The organism is Streptomyces sp. NBC_01520 (assembly GCF_045040375.1).
Classification (GTDB): Bacteria; Actinomycetota; Actinomycetes; order Streptomycetales; family Streptomycetaceae; genus Streptomyces.
Genome location: NZ_CP109404.1, coordinates 1,420,942 through 1,446,362, shown reverse-complemented (window position 1 = coordinate 1,446,362; position 25,421 = coordinate 1,420,942). Strand labels below are relative to the sequence as shown.

The window sequence follows — 25,421 nt, the reverse complement described above, 5'->3', positions numbered from 1 at the left end:
TGACCTCCTCACGGGTAGCGGTCCATGTCGACAATTCTATGACTCGATGCCCGTTCCGCCTCCCGTGCGGCCTGTCGCACGGGTTCCGCCGGCCCGCTTCCCCCGGCCCGCGCGCTGCGTGACGGCGATGCACACCAGCACGGCCACCGCCGCCGCGGGAGCGGCCGCGGACACCTGCTCGCCCAGCGCCAGGAACGACCAGACCAGGGTGAGCAGCGGCTGTGCCAGCTGGAGCTGACTGGCCCGCGCGACCCCGATCTCCGCCATGCCGCGGTACCAGACGTACAGGCCGAGGAAGGTCGACCCCGCCGCGACCCAGACCAGGCCCACGATCCCGTGCGCGGTGAGGTGCACCGGCTCGAAGGGCAGCGCCAGGGCCGTGCCCGCCACGGCGAGGGGCAGGCAGAGGACCAGGGCCCAGCCGACCACCTGCCAGCCCGGCATCACCGAGGCCAGCCTGCCGCCCTCGGTGTACCCCGCCGCGCATACCAGCAGCGCGCCGAACAGATACAGATCCCCGCCGGACAGGGCGCCGCCGCTCTGCTGCACCGTGAAGAGGATCACCACCGCTGCTCCGGCCAGTGCCGCGGCCCAGAAGGCGCGCGGCGGGCGGGAGCCGGTCCGCAGCGCCGCGAAGAGCGCCGTCGTCAGCGGCAGCAGCCCCACCACCACGGCCGCGTGCGAGCTCGTGGAGGTCTGCAGGGCGAGCGTCGTCAGCAGCGGGAACCCGATCACGACCCCGCCCGCGACGACCGCGAGAGGGCCCCAGTGGCGGCGGTCCGGCACCGTGACCCGGCCCGCGAGGAGGAAGCCGCCCGCCAGCAGCGCGGCCAGCAGGCTGCGCAGCGCCACCAGGGACCACGGGCCGAAGCTCTCCAGTCCCCAGACGGTGGACGGGAAGGTCAGCGAGAAGGCGACGACGCCGAGCCCGGCGAGCGGGACGCCGCCGCGGTCCGAACGCCCGCCGACCGCTATCGGGCTGGCCTGAATAGCGCTATCCTGTGCTGTCATGCATGAGCGTAACAGTGTCGCGGAGCTGGCCAGTTCCCTTCGGAGTGAACTGAACCGCTACTCTCCAGGTGGAAAGCTGCCATCCAGTCGCGCCCTCGTCGAACGCTTCCGCGCGAGCCCCGTGACCGTCTCCCGGGCCATCGCGCAGCTCGCCGCCGAGGGCCTGGTCGTCACCCGGCCCGGCGCCGGAGCCTTCCGGGCCGAGCCCCGCACCGGAGTCCCCGTACCCGGCGACACGTCCTGGCAGGAGGTCTCCCTCAGCGGCGACAGCGGGCCCGAGGTCGTGCCGCGCACCGTCGACGCCTCCGGAGTCCTGGTCACGCTCGCCGCACCGCCGCCCGGAGTCGTCGAGTTCAACGGCGGCTACCTCCACCCCTCGCTCCAGCCCGAGCGGGCCATGGCCGCAGCGCTGGCCCGGGCCGGCCGCCGTCCGGGCGCGTGGGGGAGGCCGCCCACCGACGGGCTGGGCGAGCTCCGCGACTGGTTCGCCCGCGAGATCGGCGGCACGGTCACCGGCGACGACGTCCTCATCACCGCGGGTGGCCAGAGCGCCCTGGCCACCGCGCTGCGGGCCCTCGCCCCGCCCGGCGCCCCCGTACTCGTCGAATCCCCCACCTACCCGGGCATGCTCGCCGCGGCCCGCGCCACCGGACTGCGCCCGGTCCCCGTGCCGGTGGACACCGAAGGCGTACGCCCCGACCTGCTCGCCGCCGCCTTCCGTACCACCGGGGCAAGGGTGTTCGTCTGCCAGCCGCTCTTCCAGAACCCGACCGGCGCGGTCCTCGCACCGGACCGGCGCGCCCAGGTCGTCCGAACGGCCCGGGAGGCGGGCGCCTTCGTCGTCGAGGACGACTTCGCCCGGCGGCTCGTCCACGCGGACGCCGGACCGCTGCCCGCGCCCCTGGTGGCGCACGACCCGGACGGCGTCGTCGTCCACGTCTGCTCCCTCACCAAGGTCACCTCACCGAGCCTCCGCGTCGGCGCACTGGCCGCCCGAGGCCCCGTCCTGGAACGCCTGCGCGCCATCCAGGTCGTCGACAGCTTCTTCGTGCCCCGCCCGCTCCAGGAAGCCGCGCTCGAACTCGTCGGATCGCCCGCCTGGGGACGCCATCTGCGCGCCGTGGCCGCCGAGCTCGGCAGCCGCCGCACCGCGATCACCGCCGCCGTCCGCAGCCGGCTGCCCGAACTCGCCCTGCCCCACGTGCCGTCGGGCGGCGGCAGCCTCTGGCTCCGGCTCCCGGGACCCGCCGCCGACGAGCCTGCCCTGGTCTCCGCCGCCCTGCGGGCAGGCGTCGCAGTCGCCCCCGGCCGCCCGTACCACTGCGCCGAACCCCCCGCCGGCCACCTCCGGCTGAGCTTCGCCGCGGTCGCCGGACCCGCCGGGATCACCGAAGGCGTCCACCGGCTGCGCACCGCCTGCGACGAGCTCGCCGGCCGCCCGGCCAGGGCCGATAGCCTGCGCCCATGACCGATACCGACGCCTCCGAGCAGCGATACGAGATCTCCGGCGACCCGTCCCGGCTGGACCACGCCCGCATCCACCACTGGCTCTCCACCGACGCCTACTGGGCCCTCGGCCGTACCCGCGAGCACCAGGACCGGGCGATATCCGGCTCCCTCAACTTCGGCGCCTACGACCGCGAGACCGGCGACCAGCTCGCCTACGCCCGGGTGGTGACCGACCACGCTTCCTTCGCCTGGCTCTGCGACGTGTACGTCGACCGTCCGGCCCGGGGCCTCGGCCTCGGCACCCGGCTCGTCACCACGATCCGCGACCTGCTCGCCCCGGCGGGCGTGCGCAGGTTCCTGCTGGCCACGGACGACGCCCACGGGGTGTACGCGAAGGCCGGTTTCCAGCCGCTCGGAACCCCCGAGAAATGGATGATCCTCCAGACCGGCTGACCCGGAAGCGCTTGCAGCCGCCGCGTCGCCCTCTTGACCGGCGCGGCGGTTCGGCTCCACGATCACGCCCATGAGTGTTCGCGTCTCACTGGTCGCCGCAGCACGCACCTCCGCCCTGCTCGCCGAGCGCTTCGACGACGACCGGCCGCTCGACCACACGGGCTGGCACGAGGTGCAGCTCGCCGCGCACGCCCTGGTGCCGCTCGCCGCGGCCGAGCTGCGCTACTGCTCGCCCACGCCCCGCAGCCGCGCCACCGGGGACGCCCTCGGCTTCGCCCCCATGGCGCAGCCCGCCCTGCGCGACTGCGACATGGGCCGCTGGCGCGGCCTGACCCTCGCCGACGTCGCCGCCCGCGAACCGGCCTCCGTCGACGCCTGGCTCGCCGACCCACGCTCCGCCCCGCACGGCGGCGAGCCGCTGCTCGCCTTCATCTCACGGATAGGCGGCTGGCTCGACACCCGCCCCGCCTGCGACGGCTTCATCGTCGCCGTCGCCGAACCCGCCGTCGTCCGCGCCGCCCTCGTCTATGCCCTGAAGGCCCCGCCGTCGGCCTACTGGAACGTGGACGTCCGCCCGCTGTCCACCATCACGCTCACCGGCCTGCGGGGCCGCTGGAGCCTGAACCTCGAAGCGCTTCCCCGCTGACCGGCGCCCCCGGTCGAAGGAACCGCGCGTACGGCACCTTCCCGCCGGTCCGACCAGTCGGTACGGTGCGTACTCCCGAGACGAGGAGCGAGAACCGTGCCGCACATCCATGGCCACTGCGACGACCGGTTCGTGGCGGTGCGCGACGCGTTCGCGGCGAACTTCGCGGAGCGCGACGAACTGGGCGCGGCCGTCACCGTCCTCCTCGACGGTTCCCCCGTGGTGGACCTCTGGGGCGGCTGGGCCGACAAGGACCGGACCCGCCCGTGGGAGCGGGACACCGTGGTCAACGTCTGGTCCACGACCAAGGGCCCGACCGCGCTCTGCGCCCACCTCCTCGCCGACCGCGGCCTCCTCGACCTGGACGCCCCCGTCGCCGCGTACTGGCCCGAATTCGCCGCCGCCGGCAAGGGATCCGTACGCGTACGCCACCTGCTCTCGCACCGCTCGGGCCTCGCCGGCCTGCGCGATCCGCACACCCTGGCCGAGCTGTACGACTGGGAGCTGACCACCGCCCGGCTGGCCACGACCGCACCGTGGTGGGAACCGGGCACCCGCTCCGGATACCACGCGATCACGTACGGCTTCCTCGTCGGCGAGGTCGTCCGCCGCATCACCGGCCTGCTGCCCGGGGAGTTCCTGCGCCAGGAGATCACCGGGCCCCTGGACATCGACTTCACCGTCGGCCTCCCGGAGAAGGACGCCGGCCGGGTCGCCGAGCTCGTCCAGCCCAGGACCGGCGCCCGCGAACAGGCCGCCCTCTTCGCGCGGATGGAACCGGTGGCCATCGCCTCGATCCTCAACCCGGTCACGGGTACGGCCGCCGCCAACACCCCCGAGTGGCGGGCCGCCGAGATCCCCGCGGCCAACGGCCACGGCACCGCCCGCGCCGTCGCCGCGCTCTACGGCATCGTCGCCGGACGCGGCAGCCTGCACGGCCACCGCGTCCTGTCCGAGGAGGCCGCCGAACGGATCCGCGAAGGGCAGGGCAGCTGCCGGGACCTGGTGCTCGGCGCGGGCTTCACCCACGACACCGAGCTGGGCCTGGGCCTCTGGCTGAGCGGCCCCAACGGCTCGTACGGCCCCAACCCGCGCGCGGTGGGCCACGACGGGGCGGGCGGCTCCTGCGGCCTGGCCGACCCCGAGGCCGGGGTGTCGCTCGGCTACGTCATGAACCGCATGGGCCCTTACATCGCCGACGACCCGCGCAAGATGGCACTGGTCGACGCCCTGTACGAAGCCCTCCCGCCCGTTCAGTAACCGGCCGGGCGCACCAGCCCCGACTCGTACGCGAACACGGCGGCCTGGGTCCGGTCGCGCAGGCCCAACTTGACGAGAATCCGGCTCACATGGGTCTTCACGGTCTGCTCAGCCACGACCAGCCGGCCCGCGATCTCCGCGTTGGACAGCCCCTGCGCGATGAGGGACAGCACCTCCGTCTCGCGTTCCGTGAGAGCGCCGACCCGGTCCCTGCTCGGGGCGCGCGGGGCGGTGCTCACCCGGGAGAACTCGGCGATCAGCCGCTTGGTGATGTTCGGGGCCAGCAGCGCGTCACCCGCCGCCACCACCCGTACCGCCTGGGCGAGTTCGGCGGCCGAGGCGTCCTTCAGCAGGAATCCGGAGGCACCCGCGCGCAGCGCCTCGTACACGTACTCGTCGAGGTCGAACGTCGTCAGGACGAGGACCCTGACGGTGGAACCGGGCGCCCCGGTGATGCTGCGGGTGGCGTCGATCCCGCCCAGCCGGGGCATCCGTATGTCCATCAGGACGACGTCGGGGGCCAGTTCGGCGACCTTCTCGACCGCGTCCAGGCCGTCGACGGCCTGGCCGACGACCTCGATGCCCGGCTCCGCGTCCAGCAGCACCGTGAAGCCCTGGCGGACCATCATCTGGTCGTCGGCGATCAGCACACGGATGGTCATACGGATTCCTCCAGGGGAAGTGTCGCCATGACCTCGTAACCCCCGCCGGGCGTCGGGCCGTGCACGAGATCACCGCCCAGCATGGCGGTCCGCTCGTGCATCCCGAGCAGCCCGTGCCCCACACCGGCGGACCGCGCGGGCGGGTCTTCCGGGGCGGTGTTGGTGACCCGGACGGTGACGGCGGCCGAGTGGTAGCCGATCTCGACCCGCGCCCGGGCCCCGGGGGCGTGCCGCATCACGTTGCTGAGGGCCTCCTGCACGATGCGGAACGCCGACAGCTCCACCCCCGGCGGCAACGGCTGCCGGGTGCCCGTCGTCTTTGTGGTCACGGCCACCCCGGCACCCCGGACCTTGCCGGTCAGCTCGTCCAGCCGGTCGAGGGTCGGCTGCGGGGCGTGCCGCACCCCGTCCGCGACGGCGTCCTCGGAGCGCAGCACACCGAGGACCCGGCGCAGCTCGGCGAGCGCCTCCACGGCGTTCTCCCGGATGCCCGCCAGATTCTCCCTGAGCTCGTCCGACGGGTTCTCGACCAGGTGCGGGGCGACCTGCGCCTGGATGGAGATCACCGACATGTGGTGGGCGACCACGTCGTGCAGCTCACGGGCGATCCGGTTGCGCTCCTCCAGGAGGGTGCGCCGCGCCCGCTCCTCCGCCGTGAGCTCCGACTGCTCGACCAGCTCCGTGCGGGCGACCCGCAGCGCCCGCAGCGCCGCGCCGATCACCACCGCGGTGACGGCGGCGAGGGAGGCGCGGTCCAGGGCGTGGTCGTGGGCCTGGGTCGTGAACGACACGGAGAACGCCACCGCGAACAGGCTGATTACGAGCGCGGTGACCGCCCGGCGCGGATGCACCCGGAGCGCCAGCAGGAACAACGCCCCCGCCTGCAGGGCGATCTCGGGCACGGTCGGGAACAGCTCGTGGTGGGCCAGTGCCGGTTCCGCGAGCCGCACGCTGACGAGCATGAGGGCCAGCGACACCCACCAGGCGTACAGCGGCAGGGACATCCCGGCGATCAGCGCCGCGGACTGGGCCACGGCGAGCAGCACGGCGTAGGCGGGGATGCCCACGCCGTGCGGTATCAGGTCGTAGACGTGGAACAGGGCGACGGCCCCCGCGCCGAGGGCCAGCAGCATCCCGAACACCGGCCGCCAGACCGGCGCTCCGGGCCGGCCCACGGCCGGCACCGGGTCGACGGGCAGCGCCCACAGGTCGTCGTAGAGTCCGCGCGGCAGCCCGCGCAGCCACGCCACCAGCCGCCGCCCGGCCACCGCCGCCCCCGTCATGGTCCTCAGCCTATGCATGACGCGACTCCGGGACCGGGGCGGGGGAGACCTTCCGTACGACCGTCGAACGGCTGCCGCCCCGCGTCTCGTACGCACCGAACGCGGCCCGGCACACCAGCAGGACCAGGGCGAACACCGGCAGCCAGGCCAGCCGGGCGAGGACCCAGCCCGGCCCGTCGGGCACGTCGTGCAGCCCGGGGAGCGGGCCCGCCAGGAAGAGCGCGGTCGAGGTGACCACGATCATCGCCGTCTGGTGCCACAGGAATATCGTCATCGCGGACAGACTCACCAGCGCCGCCACCGCCCACACCCCGGGTCGTGCCAGCACCCGGCGCAGCGGCCCCGACAGCAGCAGGGCACCGCCGCACTGGGCAAGACCGAAGGCGACGGCGGCGAGCGTCGGCGGGTCGAGGTTGGATAGCTCACCGCCCGGCACCCCGACCATGGAGGCGGGATAGCCGGCGAACAGCACGAGCCCCACGGCGGCACCCGCGCCCCCGAGCAGCAACGCCCACCGGGTCCGGCGGCTGCTCAGCCCGCCCCGCGCCCGGGCGGCCCCCAGGCAGTACGGCACCAGCCAGCCCGCCGCCACGTTGATCCAGCCGAGCGAGGCCGGGCCGTCCAGCCCCAGCCGTAACAGGTCCACGTGCAGGACCACCGCGAGCGGCCACAGCGGATGCAGCCGTGCCACCAGCGGCGTCGCCGCCGTCAGCGCCGCGAAGACCAGCAGGAACCACAGCGGCGACCACACCAGCTTGCCCAGCGCACGCACCGTCCCCGGGTCCACCCCGGAGAGCAGCATCAGGCCCGCCGCCGCGGCCCACACGGTCAGGACCACGGCGACCGGCCGGAACAGCCGCACCGTCCGGGCCCGCAGCCACCGGCCGTACGACTCGCCCCTCGCACGGGCGGCGGCGTACCCCTTCGCGCCCACCTGCCCGCCCACCAGGAAGAAGACCGCGAGCGTCTGGAACACCCAGGACACCGGGGTGAACTCCGGCATGTGCCCGAGCGGACTCGCCCCGTGCACCGTGCCGCTGTCGGCGACCAGCGCGGTCACCAGCCAGTGGCCCAACACCACACCCAGGATGGCCAGGGCCCGCAGGGCGTCGACCGCGCGGTCGCGGTCCGGGGGAGTCGCGGACTCGATACGGCGCACGAGGTCACGCATGACGCCCCGCCTCTCCCGCCACGATCGCCGCGATGCTGCGCAGCGGGACGGAGCCCGGTTCCAGGTAGTCGCTGTGCCCGCCGTCGCCCGCGTCGAAGACCTCGGCCCCGAACTCCGGCACGACCGGATCGGTCCCGAACCCGACGGTGACGAAGGGCAGTTCCAGCTCCAGGTGCGGGACGCCGGCGATCCAGTCGTCGGCGCCCCGGCCGGCCCGGACGGTGGCCCCGGTGCGGAGGGCCGCGGCACTGTCGGCCCCGGTGCCGGGGCTGCCGTACAGCACGAGGTCCGCGACGTCGAGCCCGGACGCGGCCCCGGCGCAGACGACGGAACCGTAGGAGTGGCAGAGGACGGAGACCCTCGCGGCGGGCCGCGACACCCCCAACTCCCGTACGAAGGACCTCAGTCGCGGCGCCGCCTCGTCGGCCCGCCCCGCCGTCAGCGCCGCGGGGCTCACCGTGGCCGGTGTCCGGTAGCCGAGCCAGGCGACGACCGCCGACCCGCCGCCCAGCTCCCCGAGGAGCGCCTCGGCACCACGGCGCAGGCGCCCGTAGTGGTCGAGGTCCACGCCCGCGCCCGGCACCAGCACCGCGATCCGGCGGGCCCGGGACAGATCCCCGAAGACCTCGGCGGTACGGCCGCCGTCACGCCCGTCGAACGCGAGGAAGTGCCGCCCGGGCGCGGCCATGGCCCGCAGAGAAGCGGCGCGCTGCCGGTCGCCGTGCCGCAGTGCCATGCGCTCGGCCGCCCGGATGCCGTCGCGGCCCGCCGTGTACCGCTCCCGGAGCGCCGCGGGGGTCGCGGCTCCCAGCGGGCCGAGGACGGCCGGGGCGGGAGCCGGAACGGCGGCGGGGCGGGCCGCCCCCGACACCGGCAGGGCCACGGACGCGGTGACGAGCGCGGTGAGCAGGGCGCGTCGCAAGCGGCTGCCGCGTGGGCGCATGAGGAGGTCCTTCCGTACCGGATGTTCGTGGTGAATCCGGTACCGAAGTTATGGAGCGCCCCGTGTGGTCGGCGTCCCGCTGTGGAGTGCACCTGTCACGTAGCTCTGGAGTACTACGCGTAGGGGGTGTGCCGCCCGGCCCTCCGCTACGGGCGGCGGCGGGGCTTGCCGCGCTTGCCGCCACCGGTCGCGCCACGGGGGTTCTTGCCGCCCGCCGCCCTGCCGCCGGTCGTCTTGCCGCCCGCGGGCTTGCGCGGTGCGCCGCCCCCCTTCCGGGCAGAGCGCTCGGCCTTTGGCTGCGGGGGTGTCGGGGGCCGCCCGCGGGTGCTGTTGACGGTCCGCCCGCGCACGATCCCGATGAACTCCTCCACCAGATCGGTGGTCCTCTCCTCCGGCCACGACAGCGCGATGCGCGACTCGGGTACGTCCGAGAGGGGCCGGTAGGTGAGGTCCTTGCGGTGGTACAGACGGGCCAGCGACTGGGGGACGACGAGAAGCCCCACGCCCGCCGCCACCAGCTCGACGGCGTCCTCCGTCGTCGCGGGGCGCTCCAGTGCGGGCAGGCCCGGCGGGCGGTCCCACTCCAGGGTGTCGTCGAGGGGGTGCAGCACGATCTCGTCGGCGAGATCCGCGGCTGCCACCTCGTCGACGGCCGCCACGAGGTGGTCCTTGGGGACCACGACGACCGTCGTCTCGGTGTAGAGGGGGATGGCGCTGAGATCCGTACGGTCGACCGGGAGGCGCACGAAGCCGGCGTCGGCGTCGCCGCCGCGCAGCAGGCCGGCCGCCCCGGCGGCGGATACGCCCACGAGGGTCAGCGGGATTCCGGGCAGCCGTTCGTTCCAGATCCGCACCCACTTGGTCGGGGTCACGCCCGGGACGTAGGCGAGCCGGAACGAAGAGGGTGTTTCCGAGCCTGTCACCCCGCCAGGTTACCGGGCGTGGTCGTAGGGGGCGCACATGCTCGTTACCCTTGACACCATGACGTCGCACCAGACCACCCAGACCATGAAGCCCGCCACCGCGGCGAAGAAGCTGGGTGTGTACCTCGAAGCCACCCCCGCCGAGTTCCAGGAGGGCGTCGTCTCGCGCGGCGAGCTGAACGCGCTGCAGGCCGACCCGCCCGCGTGGCTGCAGGAGCTGCGGAGCAACGGCCCGCACCCCCGGCCGGTCGTCGCGGCCAAGCTGGGCATCTCCATCGCCGGCCTCGCCCGCGGCGGGGTCACCGAGCCGCTGACCACCGCGCAGATCGACGAGCTCAAGAAGGACAGTCCCGAGTGGCTGCAGAAGGAGCGCGCCACCCAGGCCGAGGTCCGCAAGGAAACCGTGCGCATCAAGGAGAAGAACGCCGCCCGCGCCGAGCAGTCCGACGACGCGCGTTCCTGACCCGCTCCCGGCGGACGGCCTCCTCGTCGCGGCCGTACGGGCGGGGGACGCGCTGAAGCGCGGCGCCGGTCCGGACACACCCTGCGCGAGGACGGCGCCCCGCCGCACTGCCCCGCCTTCGCCGCGTACGGCGTACCGGTCGTCGAGGCACCCATGGCATCGGGCCCGGATCCGCACCACAGCCTGCCTGCCGCACGGTGAGCGGCGCCCGCTCGAAGGCCACCGCGAGGTCCGCCTCGATGCGGGCGGCGGTGTCGCGCAGCGAGGGCAGGCCCCCGGTCGCGGGTCTCCTGCGGCGTGGAAAGCGCTGCCGTGAGGACGGGGTTTGTGACGGTTCTCGTGAGCCCTCGCCGTATTTCGGAGGGATACCCGCGGTGATCTGCCAGCGGCAGAACACCAGCCGGACCGGGCTCGACGATCACTACAGTCCAGTCTCATGACGACGATTACGACGCGTACGGTCGAGTATCCGGCCGACGGTTTGACGATGATCGGGCACCTCGCGCTCCCGGCCGGTGTCGACCGCCGGCCCGCGGTGCTGCTCGGACCAGAGGGCATGGGGCTCAGCGACGTCGAGCGCCGCCGGGCCGATGCTCTCGCCGAGCTGGGATATATAGCGCTGGCCTTCGACCTTCACGGCGGGCGCTATCTGGGCGACCCCGAGGAGATGCTGGCCCGTTGCCTGCCGCTGCTCGCTGATCCCGACCGGATGCGGAGCATCGGCCATGCGGCGCTCGACGTGTTGCGCACCGAACCGCGGACCGACCCCGACCGGATCGCCGCCGTCGGCTACGGCACCGGGGGCGCTGTCGGGCTGGAACTCGGGCGCGGCGGCGTCAGCCTGCGCGCGATCGGGACAGTCAACGCGCTGACCACGGGCCGACCGGGCGAGGCAGCGCGAATTCGCTGCCCGGTGTGGGCCGGGGTCGGGTCGGAAGACCCGATCATGCCGCCCGCGCAACGGGACGCGTTCACCGCTGAGATGCAGGCTGCGGGCGTCGACTGGCGCCTCGCGGTCTACGGCGGCGCCTTGCACGCCTTCCACCATCCGCCGGTCGGCCACCCTGTGGTCCCCGGCGTCGGCTACCACCCGCAGCACGCGCAGCGAGCCTGGCGCGACGTCGTCGACCTGCTCGCCGAGTGCCTGCCCATGACGGAGGATCTGGGGCATGACCCAGGTAAGCGTGCTGGCGCCGGGCACTGACAGTCCCCTCCCCTCAAGTCCGCACAGCAGAACCGCATTCGGGCGGATGCTCGATCGCGGAAACGCGTTCGCAACTGCCGCAGTAGATGCCGGATTTACCGCGACAGAGCCCCTGCGGTGATCACCGCGACCTGCGGCGGGCCATTCCGGCCGCCGGGGCGAGGCGTACGCATCTACTGCGACACTGCCGGAAGGGCGGGGCGGCGTGACGATCGAACCGGTAACCGGACTCGGGAGCGCGCTCCGCTTGCCGCGCGCCCGGGTCGTACCGCTGTCCGCCCCGCCCTCGTCGTACACCTCAGCGGTCGAGCGCTACCTCACCGGTGCGGGCATCGCGAAGTCCTCCGCGCGGATCTACCGGATCTCGCTGACGACATGGGGGGTGGATGCTCGTCGGCGAACCGGCGCCGACCGGACCCGCCCGCCGGGGCGCGAAGCTGCCGTCTTCTCCCTCGCCGCGATCGACGACCCGGCGCTGCCGGAGGTGCTGGCCGAACTGGCGGCGGCGCGGGCGGACGAGATGGACGCCGACACCGTCAACCGCGAACTGCCGATCGCACGCAAGGCGATCGGCTGGTGGCAGCGCCAGGGCTGGATCGACGGCGACCCGACCGCCGGGCCGAGGAGATCTTCGAGGGGAACACCCGGCTCCTGGCCAACCCGCTCACCTCACCCGAGGACATCGAGGACATCGAGGACCTGGACGGCCTCACACTCCACCGGCTCCGCCACAGAGCCCTGACACACGACGCCGAGGGCGGCACCTCCACCCCGATGCTACTGGCCCGCTCCCGCCACGCCTCCGTCCGCTCCCTGGAGCGGTACGCCCGCCCGGGCGTCGACGCGGTCGCCCGGCACGTCGCGGAGCGTGACCCCGCCGCACGTCGCCGGAACCGGTAGCGGACGTGGCGCTGCCTTGCACCGTGGGTCAGAGACAGGAGACCGGGGCCAACGAGCCAACCAGCCTCAGGTTCCACGAAGCAGGATCACGAGACACTAAGGGTTGTCCCGTAAGCGATCTTCGACCCGGTTGCGGTCAGCTCCGCACACGGGCGACCGATCCCTGATGGCAGGATGATTACCCCGACGATCCTGAGGGGCCCTGCCCGTGCACACCCCTGCCGACTACCTCGAACTGGCGCACGCTGAGAACGACACCGCCGTCCTGCATCGACTTTCGCGTTGTCCATACCCCTTCGTCTGGCAGGCGCTGGCCGCCAATCCCTCAACGGCGTCCGGCACGCTGCTGGAACTGAGCACGGCCCATGACAGTGCATGGAACGACAACAGGCTCCTTCGCCTGCTGGCGGAGCATCCGAGCGCGGACCACGCAGCGCTGCGGGCAGTCCTTGACGCCGTGGCGGCGAAGCTCGTCGAAGGCGAACGCCCCTACGCCGCTGTCCTAGCACTGGCAGGACGGACCGAACTTCAGGCGGCGGAAGTGAGAGAACTCGGGACTCTGCGTGGGGCTTCTGCGCGTCTGCGCAGGCAGCTAGACCGGCACCTCGGGCTCCGTATTTGATTCCCGTACATCCCGGTCGGCCTCAGATGGAACCATCCTGGCGTGACTGCAGTGATCACGGCGTCGGTGCCGTCCTGGATAGGCCCTTTCACCGGGCTGAGCCCGCGCTGCTTCGGCAGGCTGGTGACCGCCGTGCGGCGCGAGACCGCTGCCGGGCTTCAGCGTGGGCGGCCCTGGGGCCTCCCACTTGAGGATCGCATTCTGCTTGTCACGGCGTACTGGCGCACGAACTTGACCATGCGCCAGATCGCCCTGCTGTTCGGCATCTCGAAGTCCGCGGCGGACCGGATCATCGGCCACCTCGGGCCGTTGCTCGCGCTGCAGCCTCGCCAGCGGTTCCGTAAAGACAGTGTGCTGATCGTGGATGGCACCCTGGTGCCCACCCGCGACCACGCCGTGGCCGAGCAATCGAAGAACTACCGCTACTCCACAGCCCATCAGGTGGTCATCGACGCCGACACGCGCCTGGTCGTCGTGGTCGGCCGGCCTCTGCCCGGCAACCGGCACGACTCTCGCGGCTGGGAAGAATCCGGAGCCAAGGCCGCCGTCGGCAAAACGATGACCATCGCCGACGGCGGCTACCAAGGCACCGGACTGGTCATCCCGCACCGCCGGCGCAAAGGCGAGGAACTTCCGGCCTGGAAGGAGGCACACAACCACTCCCACAAGCAGGTCCGAGCTCGCGTCGAGCACACCTTCGCCCGCATGAAGGGCTGGAAGATCCTGCGCGACTGCCGACTCAAAGGCGATGGAGTCCACCACGCGATGCTCGGCATCGCTCGACTGCACAACCTCGCCCTCGCCGGATAAGCACAGGGGCGGCGAGGCAACCGACTCCGCCTCCAACAACTCCAAGATCGTTACGGGACAACCCTTAGACGGCATCCCGCTGGTCCAGCCACTGGAGAATGGCCTGGTTCGTTTCTTCCGGCTTCTCCTGCTGGATCCAATGACCGCAATCCAGACTGACTACTTCCACATTCGGCACGAATTCTGTCAGTCTTTCAGACCTCGCGACCACATCGCGGTCGCCGTAGATCATGAGGGTGGGCTGTTGGATGATCGGGTCCACGTCCGCCAACAGGCACCAGTTGCGGTCCAAGTTTCTGTACCAATTCACACTGGCCGTGAACCCTGATGATTCGAAAGCGGAGACGAGAACAGTCAGTTCACTGTCGCTCATTACGGGATCGCCGAGTGGCGTTTCCGCTCTGGCGAGATCGATCAGCGCCATACCCGGCCGAGGCGCCCTGGGGGGCTCGTTCTTCCGGTACAGGTTGCGAAGGAACTGGAAGGTGTTGTCTTCGAACACGGCGTCCGCGACGCCTGGCTGCCGATTGAAGTGGACGAAATAGAAGTCGCCACCAAGCATATCTTCCATGAACTCGATCCAGGGCTTCTCTCCGCGCTCCTGGTAAGGCAGACTCAGATTGATCACCTTGTTTACACGGTTCGGATGCAACAGGGTCAGTCCCCAGACGACGAACGCGCCCCAGTCATGGCCGACGAAGGTGGCATCTTCGTATCCGTAGTGGTCGAGGAGCGCGACGAGGTCACCCGACAGGTGCCCGATGTCATAGTCCGTGACTTCGGCCGGGCGGGAAGAATTGCCGTAACCTCGCTGGTTCGGTGCGATGACGTGGTAGCCGGCTGCGGCGAGGGTGGGCATCTGGTGGCGCCAGGAGAAGGCGTGCTCCGGCCAGCCGTGGCAGAGCACGATGGGCTTTCCCGCGTTCTCTCGGCCTGCTTCGAAGACTTCGAGTTCCACACCGTTGACCGGAATGAGGGTGGGCTTGGGAAAATCGGCTGGGTTGAACATTTGCATTTCCTCTCTGGGGGCGTTCGCTAGCGGTCGACCTCCTCGGTGAGGTCATGTCGCCATCCTGCTGCCCGAAACCGGTCACCCCATGACCGGTTTATGTGAGAGTTTTGTCGGCGTGCGAACCGAACGGCTGGTGGCCATCCTCCTCATGCTGCAACGGCGCGAGCAGGTGACAGCAGCAGAGGTCTCCCGAGAGCTGGAGGTCTCCGAGCGCACCGCCCGCCGCGACCTCGACGCCCTGGCCATGGCCGGGGTGCCCGTGTACTCCGTGCAGGGCCGAGGCGGCGGCTGGCGCCTCGTGGGCGGCGCCCGTACCGACCTGTCCGGGTTGACCGCCAGTGAAGCCCGCGCCCTGTTCCTGGCTGTCGGCCCGGCCTCGGCTGCGACGCCGGCCGTGAAAGCAGCTCTGCGCAAGCTCGTCCATGCTCTGCCGGAGCCCTTCCGGGTGCAGGCCGAGGCAGCAGCGTCGTCGCTGGTCATAGACCCGCAACGATGGGGGGCGAGCCGGGTCGAGCACAGGCCGCCTCGCTTCCTCGACGAACTCCAGGACGCGGTGATCCGCGGCGTCCAGGTGCGGCTCGGCTACGTCGACAGCAAAGGCGTCGACACCCAGAGAACCGTCCACCCGCTGGGCATCGTCGCCAAAGGTCTGGCGTGGTACCTCGTCTCCAACACCGAGACCGGCCGACGGGCCTTCCGGATCGACCGCGTGTCGTCCGCCGACCCGACCGACGATCCCGTGCACCGACCCGAGGACTTCGACCTTGCCGAGAGCTGGTGCGAGATCGCCGACGAGGTCGACCGCAAACGAACGCCGCTGGAGATCCAGGCGGTATGCACACCCCACGGGATAGGCATACTCCGGATGGCGCTCGGCGGCCGGCTCGACGTGGGAGGTTCCACGACCGACGGCCGCATCGAGGTCGTGATCCGCGGCCACAACGAGTTCATGCTCGCCGGTGAGCTCGCCGGGCTGGTCGAATGGCTCGAGGTGACCGGCCCTCCGGGTGTCCGAGACCACCTGGCCTCGATCGGCAACGCGCTCGTCGAACGATACGGCTGACCGCGCACCAGCGGAGACCTTCACGCTTCTGAGACCTTCACGCTTCTTGAAGCGGACGAGACAGAGTTTCGAGAACAGTTCCGCTCAATAGCGTGGTTTTGTCCGTTCCGGTAGACGCCCGGTCACGACGTCGGCGGGTCCGCCGGCTTGGCTCGCTGCGGGTGCACCGTCTCGTGCCGGACCAGCATCGCCACGCACTCGGCGATCTTCCGGGTGCGCGTCTCGGCCCGCTTGACGGCATTGACCCGGCTGATGAGGGCGAAGCGGTTGGTCTTGGTGAGCACCTCGAACATCGCCTGCGCCGCTGGGTCGGCGGCGATCGCGGCTCGCAGGTCGGCCGGCACCTCCGCTTCCGACGACGGCGCATAGGCGGCCGTCCACCGCCCGTCGGCCTTTGCGGCGTCCACCGCGGCGCAGCCGGCGGGCAGCATCAGGCCGGCCGCCTCCAACCGGGCCACGTTGGCGACGTTGCGCTGGGACCAGACACTGCGGGGCCGGCGCGGGGTGAACCGCCTCCAGGAACTCCCCTCGTCGCGCTTGCGGGCCTGCCCGTCGATCCAGCCGAAGCACAGCGCCTCGTCGACCGCCTGCTGCCAGGTCAGCGTGGTAACGGAGCCGCCCTTCCTGGTCAGGGCGAGCCACACGCCAGGAGAGGCGGTGTGGTTGTCCTGAAGCCACGCGCGCAGCGCCGCGGCGTCAGCAACGATCAACTCATCCAGCTCGGTTCCGGTCATCACCGCAGGTTAGTGCCGCAACCCGGTGTTGCGACCTGTCGGGGTGACTCGTTGAGCCCGCAGCGTCGGTATGGCGTGAGGATGAGGGACCCCACAACGGCTCACTGAGCAGCATTTCCGCCTTCTACACGGCCCTCGCTCGGGGCAGACTCGTCGTGCTCGGCGACGCAGGTGCCGGCAAGACCGTGCTGGCCATGCAGTTGCTCATCGACACCATCGACCTGCAAGCCGGATCGTCTCCCGACCGCGGCCGCCTCATCCCTGTACGGCTCAGCCTGTCCAGTTTCGATGACACACGGCTCAGTTCGCCGAGCACCGCCCCGGCCGCGGCAGCCGCACTGCTCGACGAATGGATCGTCCGAGAACTTTCCAGCGGCGCGCACCCCCTCAAGCGCCGGCAGGCCAAAGTCCTGATGCAGGCAGGCTGGGTGCTGCCGGTTCTCGATGGTCTGGACGAAATGGACGCCGAAGACGCCTTCCCCACCCGCGCCCTGGCGGTGATGCGCGCCCTGAATTCCGCCGGCGGGCACGGCAGTCAGCCTGTCGTTGTCACTTGCCGCACGAGCCTCTACGACCGCCTGCAACAGACCCCGCAGATACACCCCGGCGACCTTCCCGTCCTTCAAGACGCCGCCGTCGTCACCCTGCAGCCACTCGACACCGGCCGCATCAAACGACACCTGGCCTACCGCTTCCCCCACCGCTCACGCCAGCACAACACCGGAAGCAACGACGAAGTTGAGGACCGGTGGCGTCCGATCGTCGACCACATCGCCCACCACTCTGACAGCCCGCTCGCCAGCCTGCTGCGCTCACCTCTGTGGCTGTTCATCGCCGTCGCCGGCTACTACCAGCCGCACACGCGACCCGAAGAACTTGAACACCTCCCCACGGCACAGCTACGCGACTTCCTCCTCGCGCGCCTCCTGCCCGAAACCGTCGCCCAGCACCGACGGAAAGACCCCAGCTACTCCGAGCCCGAAGTCCGAAAATTTCTGGGAACCCTCTCCCGCCACCTGATCACCGACCGCAAGCACGGCCACTCCGGCACGGACCTGCAACCACATCATCTGTGGCGCGCAGCAGGCCACTACATGCCGCGTATCTTCACCGCCACGACCCACACCGCGCTGACCGCGCTGTTCCTGCTGCTCACCCTCAGTCACTATCACAGCAAGACCTCCTACTGGATCCCGCCCTACGCCCCCGGGCGCGTACTCCTCTTCGCTGGCATACTCACCGTCATCGCGGTAGCCGTCCGCACAGCAGGCCGCCCAGTCCGCCTCCAGCGCCTGGACACCGCCATGCTGAACACCGCTTCCGGCCGGCGCCGGGTGCTCGCCGCCCTGGCATGCCTCACCGCTAGTGGAGCAGCCGGATACCTCTTCGGCCTCTGGTACAGCCAGGGATACGGGTCGAGGGTCGGCCAGGCGTACGGTCTCTCTTTTCTCTCCGTCGGCCTCGTCCTCGCCGCTGAGATCACGCTGGCTCGACGTCCCCCAGCAGTCAGCCGACCGAGCCTGCCGATGAACCGGGCTCTCGCCTTCCAGACCACCATCCTCGTCTTGTACGGGCTCGCGCTCAGCACCGTATTCGGCGCGATGAACCTCGCGGCCTATCCATGGCTGGCGTGGAGAGCCTTCACTGACGGAGCGGTTCTCGGACTCTTCCTCGGCGTCGCTATCGGGCTCGCCAGAACATGCAGTGAACCGCCCCGGGTTCGGTAGAGATCTCAGATTGTGGTTGTGACCTGGGGTTTCGCGGATTTCATGTAGTGGTTGGTCTCGTACTCGACGGGCGGGACGTGGCCTATCTCACCGTGGAGTCGGCGGTGGCAGTACCAGTCGACCCACTCGGCGGTGGCGAGTTCGACCTGGGAGAGCGTTTTCCAAAGCGGCCGTCTCGTTCGGGTAGTCGTCGCGCACCTCGGCGACCATGCGCACCGCACGACGGCGGAGCTCAAGCGGGTAACGGGAAGGTCGTGCCATGACTCGATCCTTTCATGAAATCGAGTCTCCATTCGAGCCGGGGCGATTCACAGCTCTCCCTGGCTCCGGTACACCGTCGCAGTCGGGATCTTGATGGCCCAACAACGCCTCCCCCTCCGCAGGCTGGGACCGATCCTGGACTGGATGTACGAGGCCGGCCTGCTTCGGCTCTCCGCAACGGCCATCCAATTTCGCCACAGCGCACTGCAAACCTGGATAGGGAAAAACACCTAAGCCACCGGTGACCAGCGGCAACGCCCGATGATCACCGCTCCGGTCAGGACGTCACACAGACGGCCAACACTCCCGGCACTGTCATGTCTCCACGCCGTCGCCGTCATCGTCGAGGCCGGGCACGTCCGGGTCGCGCAGCGGCCGCAGGATACCGCCGGCCGGGGCGGAGGCGGTGAAGCTGTAGCGGCCGAGCACATTGAGGTTCTTGTGCTTCAGCGGCGATAGCCGGGCGACCTCCTCGTCGCGGATCTCGTGACCCTCAGCGCGGAGCTGGGTGGCGGCGTCGTCGATGTACTTCGTGGTCCACAGCACGACGGCGTTGAGGACCAGGCCGAGCGAGCCGAGCTGGTCCTCCATCCCGTCCCGGTACGCCTGGTGGATGGTGCCGCGCTTGCCGTGGCACACGTCCCGGGCGAGCTTGTGGCGGGATTCCTGGACGGTGAGCTGCCGGTTCATCTGGCGGCGGTAGGTGTCGTCGACCGGACCGACCCAGCAGCGTGGCCACGACCCGGTCCACGGGGGAACGGGGCAGACCGGTGGCCGTCGTCAGGCCGCTGCGCCGCATACGCGGACCGGTGTGCGCCGCCATGGCGTGCAGGACGGCCAGACCACGTTCCAGTGGGCCGACGGCCTCTCCAGCCATGTCCGGCCCCTTCCCCCGCGTCTGATCAGTACGTATGCGAAAGGTACCCGGCTGCCCATTGACGCCCTCGACCGCAGCTGCACACGCTCAGCCCAAGTTTCAGCGAAAGAAATTTCGCTGGGCGAACATCAGGGGTGGCGGGGTGGCGGGTGCCGGGCAGGGGCGGCCCGCCGCCCCGCTCGCCGGTCCGGCCCTGGTCGCCCTGGCCCTGCGGCTCACGGCAGGCGTACCGAACCGGCCTCCGCGTAACATTTCAGACATCCCCGTCAGGAGTTCCCCCATGACCCTCACCCGTGGACTGATCATCAACGGCCAGGAGGTCCCGGCCTCCTCCGGCCGTACCACCCCCGACACCGGCCCCTGGACCGGAACCCCGTACGCGTACGTCGCCGCCGGCACCCCGCAGGACGTCACCCGGGCGGTCGACGCCGCCGAGGCGGCCTTCGGCGACTGGGCGGCCCTGGCCCCCTCCCGGCGCCGCGCGATCTTCCTGCGCGCCGCCGACCTGCTCGAATCCCGTACGACCGAGGCCGTGGCCCTGATGGCCGGCGAGGTCGGCGGAGCGGCACTCTGGGCGGGATTCAACGCCGCGCTCGCCGCCGGGATCCTGCGCGACGCCGCCGCCGCGATCACCCAGCCCACCGGGCAGATCCTCGCGACCGACGCCCCCGGCGCGTACTCGATGCAGATCCGGGTCCCGGTCGGCGTCGTCGCCGCGATCGCGCCCTGGAACGCTCCGCTGATTCTCGGCATCCGCGCCGTGGCCATGCCGCTGGCGATGGGCAACGCCGTCGTCCTCAAGCCCAGCGAGGACGCCCCGCTGGCCTGCGGCCTCTTCCTTGCCGACATCCTGCACGAGGCGGGGCTGCCGGCCGGTGTGCTCAATGTCGTCACCAACGCCCTCGCCGACGCCCCCGCCATCGTCGCCGCCCTCATCGGAGACCCCCGCGTCCGGCTGGTCAACTTCACCGGCTCCACCGCGGTCGGCCGCCGCATCGGCGTTCTGGCCGCCGAGAACCTCAAGCCCGCCGTACTCGAACTCGGCGGCAAGAACGCCCTGTTGGCGCTCGCGGATGCCGACGTGGACTACGCGGTGAACGCCGGGGCCTTCGGCTCCTTCATGAACTCGGGCCAGATCTGCATGTCGGCCGACCGTGTCATCGTCCACCGGGACATCGCCGAGGAGTTCCTCGGCAAGTTCGCCCAGAAGATCGACGCCCTTCCGTACGGCGATCCGTCCGACCCGGCGAACGTCGTCGGCCCGGTCATCAGCGCCCGCGCCGCCCGGCGCGTCGCCACCCTGATCCAGGACGCCACCGCCAAGGGCGCCCGGCTCCTCGCCGGCACCGGCCGGGTCGAGGGGGAGGCCGGGGCGCTGCTGGGGCCGGTCGTCCTCACCGGCGTCACCAAGGACATGGACATCTACCACGGGGAGATCTTCGGCCCCGCCACCGTCGTCCATGTCGTCGACAGCGCGGACGAGGCCGTGGCCCTGGCCAACGACACCCCCTACGGCCTGACCGCCGGTGTGATCACCGAGGACGTCGCCGCCGGTATCGCGGTGGCCCGCCGGCTGCGCACCGGCATCGTCCACGTCAACGGCCAGACCGTCGCGGACGAGCCGCAGGCCCCCTTCGGCGGAGTCAAGGATTCGGGCTACGGCCGCTTCGGGGGCCAGGCGGGCATGGACGCCTTCACCGACACCCGCTGGATCACCGTCCAGGCCCACGGGCACGCCCACTACCCCTTCTGATGCCCCGGCGGCCGCATCCGGTCCCACCGGCTGCGGCCGTACGGAGCCGCGCAGGCACCGGCATGGCCCGGCGTGCGCTGTGCCAGGATCACGGGGTGGGTGAGTGCTTCATCTGGCGGGTGAGCACGTCAGCTGGCGGGCCACAGTGGCTCAGCCGGTGGGCACCGATCCGTCTCCGGTGACCTCGCGCCGGCCAATCGGTGCTGACATCGGGGCGGGGCTCACGGCTTCCGGCAGGTGTGATCCCGAGGCGGAGGAGGCACCGGACGTGCAACCGTTCGAGATCGGCAAGGGTCTAGCGATCGAAGGACTGTTTTCGCCGAAGACACCGTCCGTTTACCCGCGTCCCAACAGAGGATCTCTCCATGCCGATACCCCCACACAACCGTCGCGCCTCCGGTGCCGCTGCCGCCCTCGGCGCTGCCGGCCTGATCGTGCTGGCCGCGGCTCCCGCAGCCTTCGGCGATGGAACCGCACCCGAACTGGTCGTCGGAGGCATCGAGCCGATCCACGGGTTGAAACCGGGGAGCACCTTCGACCTGCCGGTCACCGTGGCGAACAAGAGCAGCGGGACCGCCGAGAAGGTGTGGGTCTCCTACTCCGTCACTCGGGGGCTCGACTTCGCGGACGTTCCCTCCAACTGCCGTGTACAGCACATTGGGTCCTACGACGAGATGCTTGAGAACTGGACCGCGATGTGCGCGTTCGACCAGGCGGTGGAGCCGGGCGTCGTCTACACGCCCGAGAAGCCTCTCCGGGTCAAGGCACTGGACCGCGCGTACAACGACAGGCTGCGCGTGGATGTCGGGCGCGGCATCGCCCCGATGGAGGACGAGAACGGAGATCCGCCGGTGGCGGGGACCGCGCCGGCGGTGAAACTGGTCGAGGAACAGGCCGGGGGCGAGGGTTCCGCGGAACGTGTCGATGTGTCAGTCACCTCCGTCAGCACGGCCGACTACCAGGTGATGGGTGCCGCGTTGAGGGGAAGGGTCGGTGACACGGTGACGATGAAGGTGAAGTTCGCCAACGCCGGGCCCGCCTGGGTTCTGGAAGAGGAAGGGGAGCGGGTCGTCCAAGTCATGATTACGCCTCCCGCCGGAACCTCGGTCGTCAAGCGCGGCCAGTTCTGCCAGGCCAAGGGCAAGACTTATCGCTGCGGCGCGCACGTCGGTCTGAACATGACTGAGGACGCCCGAACGGTCTACATCTTCAAGCTGAAGATCGACAAGCGGATCGCGGGCGCCAAGGGCTCGATCGCGCTGAGCACCGAACCGCGGCCGTTCGACCACAACAAGGCCAACGACAAGGCCGACATCACGCTGGACGTGACGGATGGTGGCGCGACTACCGGTTCGACGGGCGGCTCGACCAGCGGCTCCAATGGTTCGACGGGCGGCTCGACCAGCGGCTCCAACGGTTCGACGGGCGGCTCGACCGATGGCTCGGCCGGCTCGACAGGCGGGTCGTCGTCGACCGGTGACGACGGAACGACGACGAACGGCGGCAACCTGGCAGAGACCGGCTCCTCGACACTGCCGATCACGGGCGCGGCTGCCGCAGCAGTGGTCACGGGGGCGGGCACCCTCGTCATCGTGCGCCGCCGCCGGGCCCGGAACCTGAGCTGACAACCGTCCGACGCGAGCGGCGGTACCCGCCCCGGACCTCTGTTCCGGGGCTTCCGCGCTGCCCTGATCGGTGGCGCCTCAGGTGGTTCCCGGGTTCCGGGCCGACTTGTTCGGGTCCGGACGCATCCCCGCCACGTCGTGCTGCTCGACGAGCCCGGACTGATCGAGGTATTCGGCGACCGTCGATGACCAGGCCTGCGAGAGACTCCTCCTCGATCGCCATCGTTGGTTCGGGTGCAAGCCGGGGAGACTTCGCGGTGAAGCATGGCCGGGCCGTGGATCTGTCGGACGGCTAAACCCTTCGCCGGCCGGGCGGGCCGGCCGATCCCGGAGATCGATCTGCCCTTCATCGACGGGCTCGGCCTCAGTACCTTCGCGCAGGTTCGTCGGGCAGTGCGACTCGCTGGGTCATACACGCGGGTCCAGGGCTCGTGTCCTCGCGGATTGCTGCGCGGCGCCATCTGGACTGCTCAGTCTCGCCAACCGCACCGCTCATCCGCCAACTGAGCCGCTCAGTCACAACGGCTGTGACTGAGCGGCTCAGTTGGCACGTTTCGCCAAGCGGAACGCTCAATCGCTGAGAAGGTCGGAAGCGCCGTTTCGGAGCCTCCCCTATCTGGGCACGACGATGATCAATGGTCATGTCCCGTGTGGTGGTGTAGCCGGGTCGAGTTGGTCGATGTCCTGGGGGCAGATCTTGTCCATGCTGCCTTCGGGGAGGTAGCGGCGGGGGCAGCCGCGGGTGGGCGAAACCGTCCGGCACCTCCGTCCGAACGGCTGCCCGGCCCCGCTCAGCTCTTCCGCTCACCCAGGACACAGAATTCGTTGCCCTCCGGGTCGAGGAGGGTCACCCAGTGCTGCTCGTCCTGCACGGTGTCGGCGCGCCGGGCACCGAGGGAGAGCAGCCGGGCGACCTCGGCCTTCTGGTCGTCGGGGCGAAAGTCGGGGTGGAGCCGGTTCTTCGACGTCTTGTCCTCGGGGACAGGCACGAAGAGCAGCCCCGGCATCTGGTCCGGCTCAGACCGGATCTCGATGATCTCCTCGGATTCGTCGACCACTACCCAGCCGAGAGCCTCGGCCCACCAGCGCCCGAGGGCGATGGGGTCGGAGGAGTCGACGATGATCTGTTCCCATTCGAGTGCCATGGGCGTGAGCATAAACAGGGTCGGCTGGCTGCCAGGGCTGGGGGTGACCGCCGTCGACCGCCGGTCCGGTGTGCGGATCGTGGCCCGCAGAGCGGTGTAGTAGCGCGATGTGGTAGCAGCAAATCGCGAGAAGTGATCGCTGCTGCACCACTCCAGGGGACACCACCTCATCAATCAGTGGCGCCCGTGATGCCCTCACGGGCTGATGCCCAAATAGGTTCGAACTCGGTCGCCGTGATCTCGGCCGCAGAGTCGGTGTCCTGCCAGCCGTCCAGGCTGCCCTCGGCGAGGATGCCGTACTTGTGTTGATAGACAGCCATAGCGGTGCGATCGCCGCGGTCACGGATGTCGAGGACCTCGCTCAAGGCCGCTGCGGTGACCGGCCTCGGAGTGGGACCTTGAAGGTCGACGTGGCGGAGTGCCCAGCCCTCGGCGTCGAGCTCGAAGTAGGACCAGGTGCCGAGGTCGTCGTAGTAGGAGCGGATCCATCGAGTGCCGCTGATCTTGAGGTTCCTTATCGGTTGTGCCGGTGGGGCAGGGGACGATTGCCGAAGGAGCCATAGACGCTCCTGTGCGCGGGGAAGCGGTGCTCCCGCGTCGATCTGCTGAGCCAGCGAGTTTGCGTGCTCGACGAGGAGCCGTCGCAGCTCAGCGTAGTGGGGCAGGGCATCGGGCCGGGTGAGTTGGAACCACGTGGTGTTGCGCCGGTTCGCCCAGGCGCGTTGAACGTGCTCCGTCTTTCCGGCCTCGATGGGACGAGGAGCGAAGAGATGCTCGCCTCGCGTGACTTGGCTCCAGTTGAAGATGGAGGCGTCCTGCCGCTTACAGTCGCCGAGCACCGGTCGGGCGGACCCCGGGGCCGGGGACAGGCGGTTGACCAGCGCCTGGCATTCACCGCGGCTGAGGTGCCAGTCCTCAGGGACGGAACGGCGGTAGTGATAGTCGACTGGGTCCGTCTGGGCGGCCAGCTTGCCGGCGAGATTGTGAAGCGCGATCTCGAAGGATGCTGGGCCTTGTCGTGCGCGCCCAACGGTACGCATCGTTGGCCGGAGTGAACTGCATCCGTCCGGGAGGGATCCCTAGGAACTCGGCTGCTTCGCCCATCGAGCCGCCGGAGACCCGATGGACGAGGCGGACGGCAGCGGTCCGCCGGAGGATCTTGGGGGTGATGCCCTCGATACGGCTGAAGTGATCCTCGAACCACCGGGGTTCCACGAAGGCTGGGACGTGCTCGGGCCGGTAGTCGCTGCGGAACATGCCAGGCAGACCATGGGGCCCGCTTGCGCGCCGGAATGTTCGGGTCAGTGGCTCTGCCGCGTGTCGTACTCCCATCGAACAGGAGCCCTCCAGGCGGTTGAACATGCGAGCCCAGGTGTCTCTGGCCATGCGGAGATCACCTGCCGGGTGAGGGGGTCGTGGCGTCC

Annotated in this window: 25 protein-coding genes and 2 pseudogenes; 14 read left to right on the top strand and 13 right to left on the bottom strand. The window is 70.6% G+C overall.

From position 1 onward, the window contains the following. Window positions 1-36: 36 nt before the first annotated feature. Window positions 37-1,011 (bottom strand): DMT family transporter, encoded by a 975-nt coding sequence (locus OG524_RS06620; protein ID WP_405809435.1) that lies wholly within the window; start codon window positions 1,009-1,011, stop codon window positions 37-39. On the opposite strand from OG524_RS06620, the gene OG524_RS06615 reads away from it, so the two are divergent. From OG524_RS06615 to OG524_RS06600, 4 genes are all read left to right on the top strand, one after another. Next, window positions 1,010-2,479 (top strand): PLP-dependent aminotransferase family protein, encoded by a 1,470-nt coding sequence (locus OG524_RS06615; protein ID WP_405391874.1) that lies wholly within the window; start codon window positions 1,010-1,012, stop codon window positions 2,477-2,479. The genes OG524_RS06620 and OG524_RS06615 overlap by 2 nt on opposite strands. Then, complete coding sequence (locus OG524_RS06610) at window positions 2,476-2,913, top strand: GNAT family N-acetyltransferase (RefSeq protein WP_405391875.1); 438 nt, start codon at window positions 2,476-2,478, stop codon at window positions 2,911-2,913. The genes OG524_RS06615 and OG524_RS06610 overlap by 4 nt, the downstream gene beginning before the upstream one ends. 70 nt (window positions 2,914-2,983) lie before the next feature. Further along, entirely contained in the window at window positions 2,984-3,559 is a 576-nt protein-coding gene (locus OG524_RS06605) for a histidine phosphatase family protein (RefSeq protein ID WP_405391876.1), read from the top strand. Between the two features lie 96 nt (window positions 3,560-3,655). Further along, a complete protein-coding gene (locus OG524_RS06600) occupies window positions 3,656-4,819 on the top strand; it encodes a serine hydrolase domain-containing protein (protein WP_405391877.1) in 1,164 nt (387 codons plus the stop codon). On the opposite strand, the gene OG524_RS06595 is transcribed toward OG524_RS06600, so the two are convergent. The 5 genes from OG524_RS06595 to OG524_RS06575 all read right to left on the bottom strand — a co-directional run bounded on the left by OG524_RS06595 (window position 4,813) and on the right by OG524_RS06575 (window position 9,801). Next, window positions 4,813-5,481, bottom strand: a complete 669-nt coding sequence (locus tag OG524_RS06595; protein ID WP_405391878.1) for a response regulator — start codon at window positions 5,479-5,481, stop codon at window positions 4,813-4,815. The genes OG524_RS06600 and OG524_RS06595 overlap by 7 nt on opposite strands. Continuing rightward, a complete protein-coding gene (locus OG524_RS06590) occupies window positions 5,478-6,764 on the bottom strand; it encodes a sensor histidine kinase (RefSeq protein WP_405391879.1) in 1,287 nt (428 codons plus the stop codon). Before OG524_RS06590 ends, OG524_RS06595 begins: the two co-directional genes overlap by 4 nt. Before the next feature lie 10 nt (window positions 6,765-6,774). After that, window positions 6,775-7,935, bottom strand: coding sequence for an acyltransferase (locus tag OG524_RS06585; protein ID WP_405809431.1), 1,161 nt, complete (start codon window positions 7,933-7,935; stop codon window positions 6,775-6,777). Then, entirely contained in the window at window positions 7,928-8,878 is a 951-nt protein-coding gene (locus OG524_RS06580; RefSeq protein ID WP_405809430.1) for an alpha/beta hydrolase, read from the bottom strand. Before OG524_RS06580 ends, OG524_RS06585 begins: the two co-directional genes overlap by 8 nt. 146 nt (window positions 8,879-9,024) lie before the next feature. Beyond that, window positions 9,025-9,801, bottom strand: a complete 777-nt coding sequence (locus tag OG524_RS06575; RefSeq protein ID WP_405391882.1) for a LysR family transcriptional regulator substrate-binding protein — start codon at window positions 9,799-9,801, stop codon at window positions 9,025-9,027. Between the two features lie 58 nt (window positions 9,802-9,859). On the opposite strand from OG524_RS06575, the gene OG524_RS06570 reads away from it, so the two are divergent. The 6 genes from OG524_RS06570 (at window position 9,860) to OG524_RS06545 (ending at window position 13,800) form a co-directional block, all read left to right on the top strand. Beyond that, a complete protein-coding gene (locus OG524_RS06570; RefSeq protein ID WP_405391883.1) occupies window positions 9,860-10,264 on the top strand; it encodes a DUF5997 family protein in 405 nt (134 codons plus the stop codon). Between the two features lie 436 nt (window positions 10,265-10,700). Then, on the top strand, window positions 10,701-11,468 hold the full coding sequence (locus tag OG524_RS06565) for a dienelactone hydrolase family protein (RefSeq protein WP_405391884.1): 768 nt from the start codon (window positions 10,701-10,703) through the stop codon (window positions 11,466-11,468). Window positions 11,469-11,673: 205 nt separating this feature from the next. Then, window positions 11,674-12,210, top strand: a complete 537-nt coding sequence (locus OG524_RS06560) for a hypothetical protein (RefSeq protein WP_405391885.1) — start codon at window positions 11,674-11,676, stop codon at window positions 12,208-12,210. Window positions 12,211-12,242: 32 nt separating this feature from the next. Continuing rightward, entirely contained in the window at window positions 12,243-12,368 is a 126-nt protein-coding gene (locus OG524_RS06555; protein ID WP_200264318.1) for a PmrA, read from the top strand. A 208-nt stretch (window positions 12,369-12,576) separates the two neighbouring features. Then, the gene (locus OG524_RS06550) at window positions 12,577-12,990 is read left to right on the top strand and encodes a hypothetical protein (RefSeq protein WP_405809427.1); all 414 of its coding nucleotides are present in this window, start codon (window positions 12,577-12,579) and stop codon (window positions 12,988-12,990) included. A gap of 42 nt (window positions 12,991-13,032) precedes the next feature. Continuing rightward, window positions 13,033-13,800 carry a transposase gene (locus OG524_RS06545; protein ID WP_405809425.1) on the top strand — a complete coding sequence of 256 codons (768 nt, stop codon included), beginning with the start codon at window positions 13,033-13,035 and terminating at the stop codon, window positions 13,798-13,800. A gap of 64 nt (window positions 13,801-13,864) precedes the next feature. Here OG524_RS06545 and OG524_RS06540 read toward each other — a convergent pair whose 3' ends face one another. Next, window positions 13,865-14,809: an alpha/beta fold hydrolase gene (locus OG524_RS06540; protein ID WP_405809423.1), complete on the bottom strand. Its 945-nt coding sequence runs from the start codon at window positions 14,807-14,809 to the stop codon at window positions 13,865-13,867. A gap of 118 nt (window positions 14,810-14,927) precedes the next feature. Between OG524_RS06540 and OG524_RS06535 the strand changes: the two genes are divergently transcribed. Beyond that, window positions 14,928-15,875, top strand: a complete 948-nt coding sequence (locus tag OG524_RS06535) for a helix-turn-helix transcriptional regulator (protein WP_405391888.1) — start codon at window positions 14,928-14,930, stop codon at window positions 15,873-15,875. A 122-nt stretch (window positions 15,876-15,997) separates the two neighbouring features. Here the strand turns inward: OG524_RS06535 and OG524_RS06530 are convergent, their stop codons facing one another. After that, a complete protein-coding gene (locus tag OG524_RS06530; protein WP_405391889.1) occupies window positions 15,998-16,612 on the bottom strand; it encodes a YdeI family protein in 615 nt (204 codons plus the stop codon). Window positions 16,613-16,764: 152 nt separating this feature from the next. On the opposite strand from OG524_RS06530, the gene OG524_RS06525 reads away from it, so the two are divergent. Further along, window positions 16,765-18,336 (top strand): hypothetical protein, encoded by a 1,572-nt coding sequence (locus OG524_RS06525; protein ID WP_405809420.1) that lies wholly within the window; start codon window positions 16,765-16,767, stop codon window positions 18,334-18,336. Between the two features lie 5 nt (window positions 18,337-18,341). Here the strand turns inward: OG524_RS06525 and OG524_RS06520 are convergent, their stop codons facing one another. The 3 genes and pseudogenes from OG524_RS06520 to OG524_RS06510 all read right to left on the bottom strand — a co-directional run. Further along, window positions 18,342-18,629: an IS3 family transposase gene (locus tag OG524_RS06520; RefSeq protein ID WP_405809418.1), complete on the bottom strand. Its 288-nt coding sequence runs from the start codon at window positions 18,627-18,629 to the stop codon at window positions 18,342-18,344. Window positions 18,630-18,912: 283 nt separating this feature from the next. After that, window positions 18,913-19,320 (bottom strand): annotated as a pseudogene (locus OG524_RS06515) (Tn3 family transposase); the annotation flags it as partial. A 13-nt stretch (window positions 19,321-19,333) separates the two neighbouring features. Continuing rightward, a pseudogene (locus OG524_RS06510) lies at window positions 19,334-19,474 on the bottom strand (hypothetical protein); the annotation flags it as partial. Between the two features lie 280 nt (window positions 19,475-19,754). On the opposite strand from OG524_RS06510, the gene OG524_RS06505 reads away from it, so the two are divergent. Beyond that, the gene (locus OG524_RS06505) at window positions 19,755-21,227 is read left to right on the top strand and encodes an aldehyde dehydrogenase (protein WP_405391891.1); all 1,473 of its coding nucleotides are present in this window, start codon (window positions 19,755-19,757) and stop codon (window positions 21,225-21,227) included. 365 nt (window positions 21,228-21,592) lie between these two features. Next, on the top strand, window positions 21,593-22,852 hold the full coding sequence (locus OG524_RS06500) for a hypothetical protein (RefSeq protein ID WP_405809416.1): 1,260 nt from the start codon (window positions 21,593-21,595) through the stop codon (window positions 22,850-22,852). 791 nt (window positions 22,853-23,643) lie between these two features. Here OG524_RS06500 and OG524_RS06495 read toward each other — a convergent pair. Both OG524_RS06495 and OG524_RS06490 read right to left on the bottom strand, forming a co-directional pair. Then, window positions 23,644-23,997: a VOC family protein gene (locus OG524_RS06495; RefSeq protein WP_405809414.1), complete on the bottom strand. Its 354-nt coding sequence runs from the start codon at window positions 23,995-23,997 to the stop codon at window positions 23,644-23,646. A 170-nt stretch (window positions 23,998-24,167) separates the two neighbouring features. Beyond that, complete coding sequence (locus OG524_RS06490) at window positions 24,168-25,037, bottom strand: hypothetical protein (RefSeq protein ID WP_405391895.1); 870 nt, start codon at window positions 25,035-25,037, stop codon at window positions 24,168-24,170. Between the last annotated feature and the right edge of the window lie 384 nt (window positions 25,038-25,421).

Excerpts from the sequence above, each read along its gene's own strand:
- OG524_RS06540 (WP_405809423.1), bottom strand. The coding sequence starts at position 14,809 with ATGTTCAACCCAGCCGATTTTCCCAAGCCCACCCTCATTCCGGTCAAC.
- OG524_RS06605 (WP_405391876.1), top strand. The coding sequence starts at position 2,984 with ATGAGTGTTCGCGTCTCACTGGTCGCCGCAGCACGCACCTCCGCCCTG.
- OG524_RS06585 (WP_405809431.1), bottom strand. The coding sequence starts at position 7,935 with ATGCGTGACCTCGTGCGCCGTATCGAGTCCGCGACTCCCCCGGACCGC.
- OG524_RS06495 (WP_405809414.1), bottom strand. The coding sequence starts at position 23,997 with ATGGCACTCGAATGGGAACAGATCATCGTCGACTCCTCCGACCCCATC.
- OG524_RS06520 (WP_405809418.1), bottom strand. The coding sequence starts at position 18,629 with ATGGAGACTCGATTTCATGAAAGGATCGAGTCATGGCACGACCTTCCC.
- OG524_RS06500 (WP_405809416.1), top strand. The coding sequence starts at position 21,593 with ATGCCGATACCCCCACACAACCGTCGCGCCTCCGGTGCCGCTGCCGCC.
- OG524_RS06555 (WP_200264318.1), top strand. The coding sequence starts at position 12,243 with ATGCTACTGGCCCGCTCCCGCCACGCCTCCGTCCGCTCCCTGGAGCGG.
- OG524_RS06590 (WP_405391879.1), bottom strand. The coding sequence starts at position 6,764 with ATGACGGGGGCGGCGGTGGCCGGGCGGCGGCTGGTGGCGTGGCTGCGC.
- OG524_RS06610 (WP_405391875.1), top strand. The coding sequence starts at position 2,476 with ATGACCGATACCGACGCCTCCGAGCAGCGATACGAGATCTCCGGCGAC.
- OG524_RS06570 (WP_405391883.1), top strand. The coding sequence starts at position 9,860 with ATGACGTCGCACCAGACCACCCAGACCATGAAGCCCGCCACCGCGGCG.
- OG524_RS06565 (WP_405391884.1), top strand. The coding sequence starts at position 10,701 with ATGACGACGATTACGACGCGTACGGTCGAGTATCCGGCCGACGGTTTG.
- OG524_RS06580 (WP_405809430.1), bottom strand. The coding sequence starts at position 8,878 with ATGCGCCCACGCGGCAGCCGCTTGCGACGCGCCCTGCTCACCGCGCTC.
- OG524_RS06595 (WP_405391878.1), bottom strand. The coding sequence starts at position 5,481 with ATGACCATCCGTGTGCTGATCGCCGACGACCAGATGATGGTCCGCCAG.
- OG524_RS06620 (WP_405809435.1), bottom strand. The coding sequence starts at position 1,011 with ATGACAGCACAGGATAGCGCTATTCAGGCCAGCCCGATAGCGGTCGGC.
- OG524_RS06615 (WP_405391874.1), top strand. The coding sequence starts at position 1,010 with ATGCATGAGCGTAACAGTGTCGCGGAGCTGGCCAGTTCCCTTCGGAGT.
- OG524_RS06505 (WP_405391891.1), top strand. The coding sequence starts at position 19,755 with ATGACCCTCACCCGTGGACTGATCATCAACGGCCAGGAGGTCCCGGCC.
- OG524_RS06490 (WP_405391895.1), bottom strand. The coding sequence starts at position 25,037 with ATGCGTACCGTTGGGCGCGCACGACAAGGCCCAGCATCCTTCGAGATC.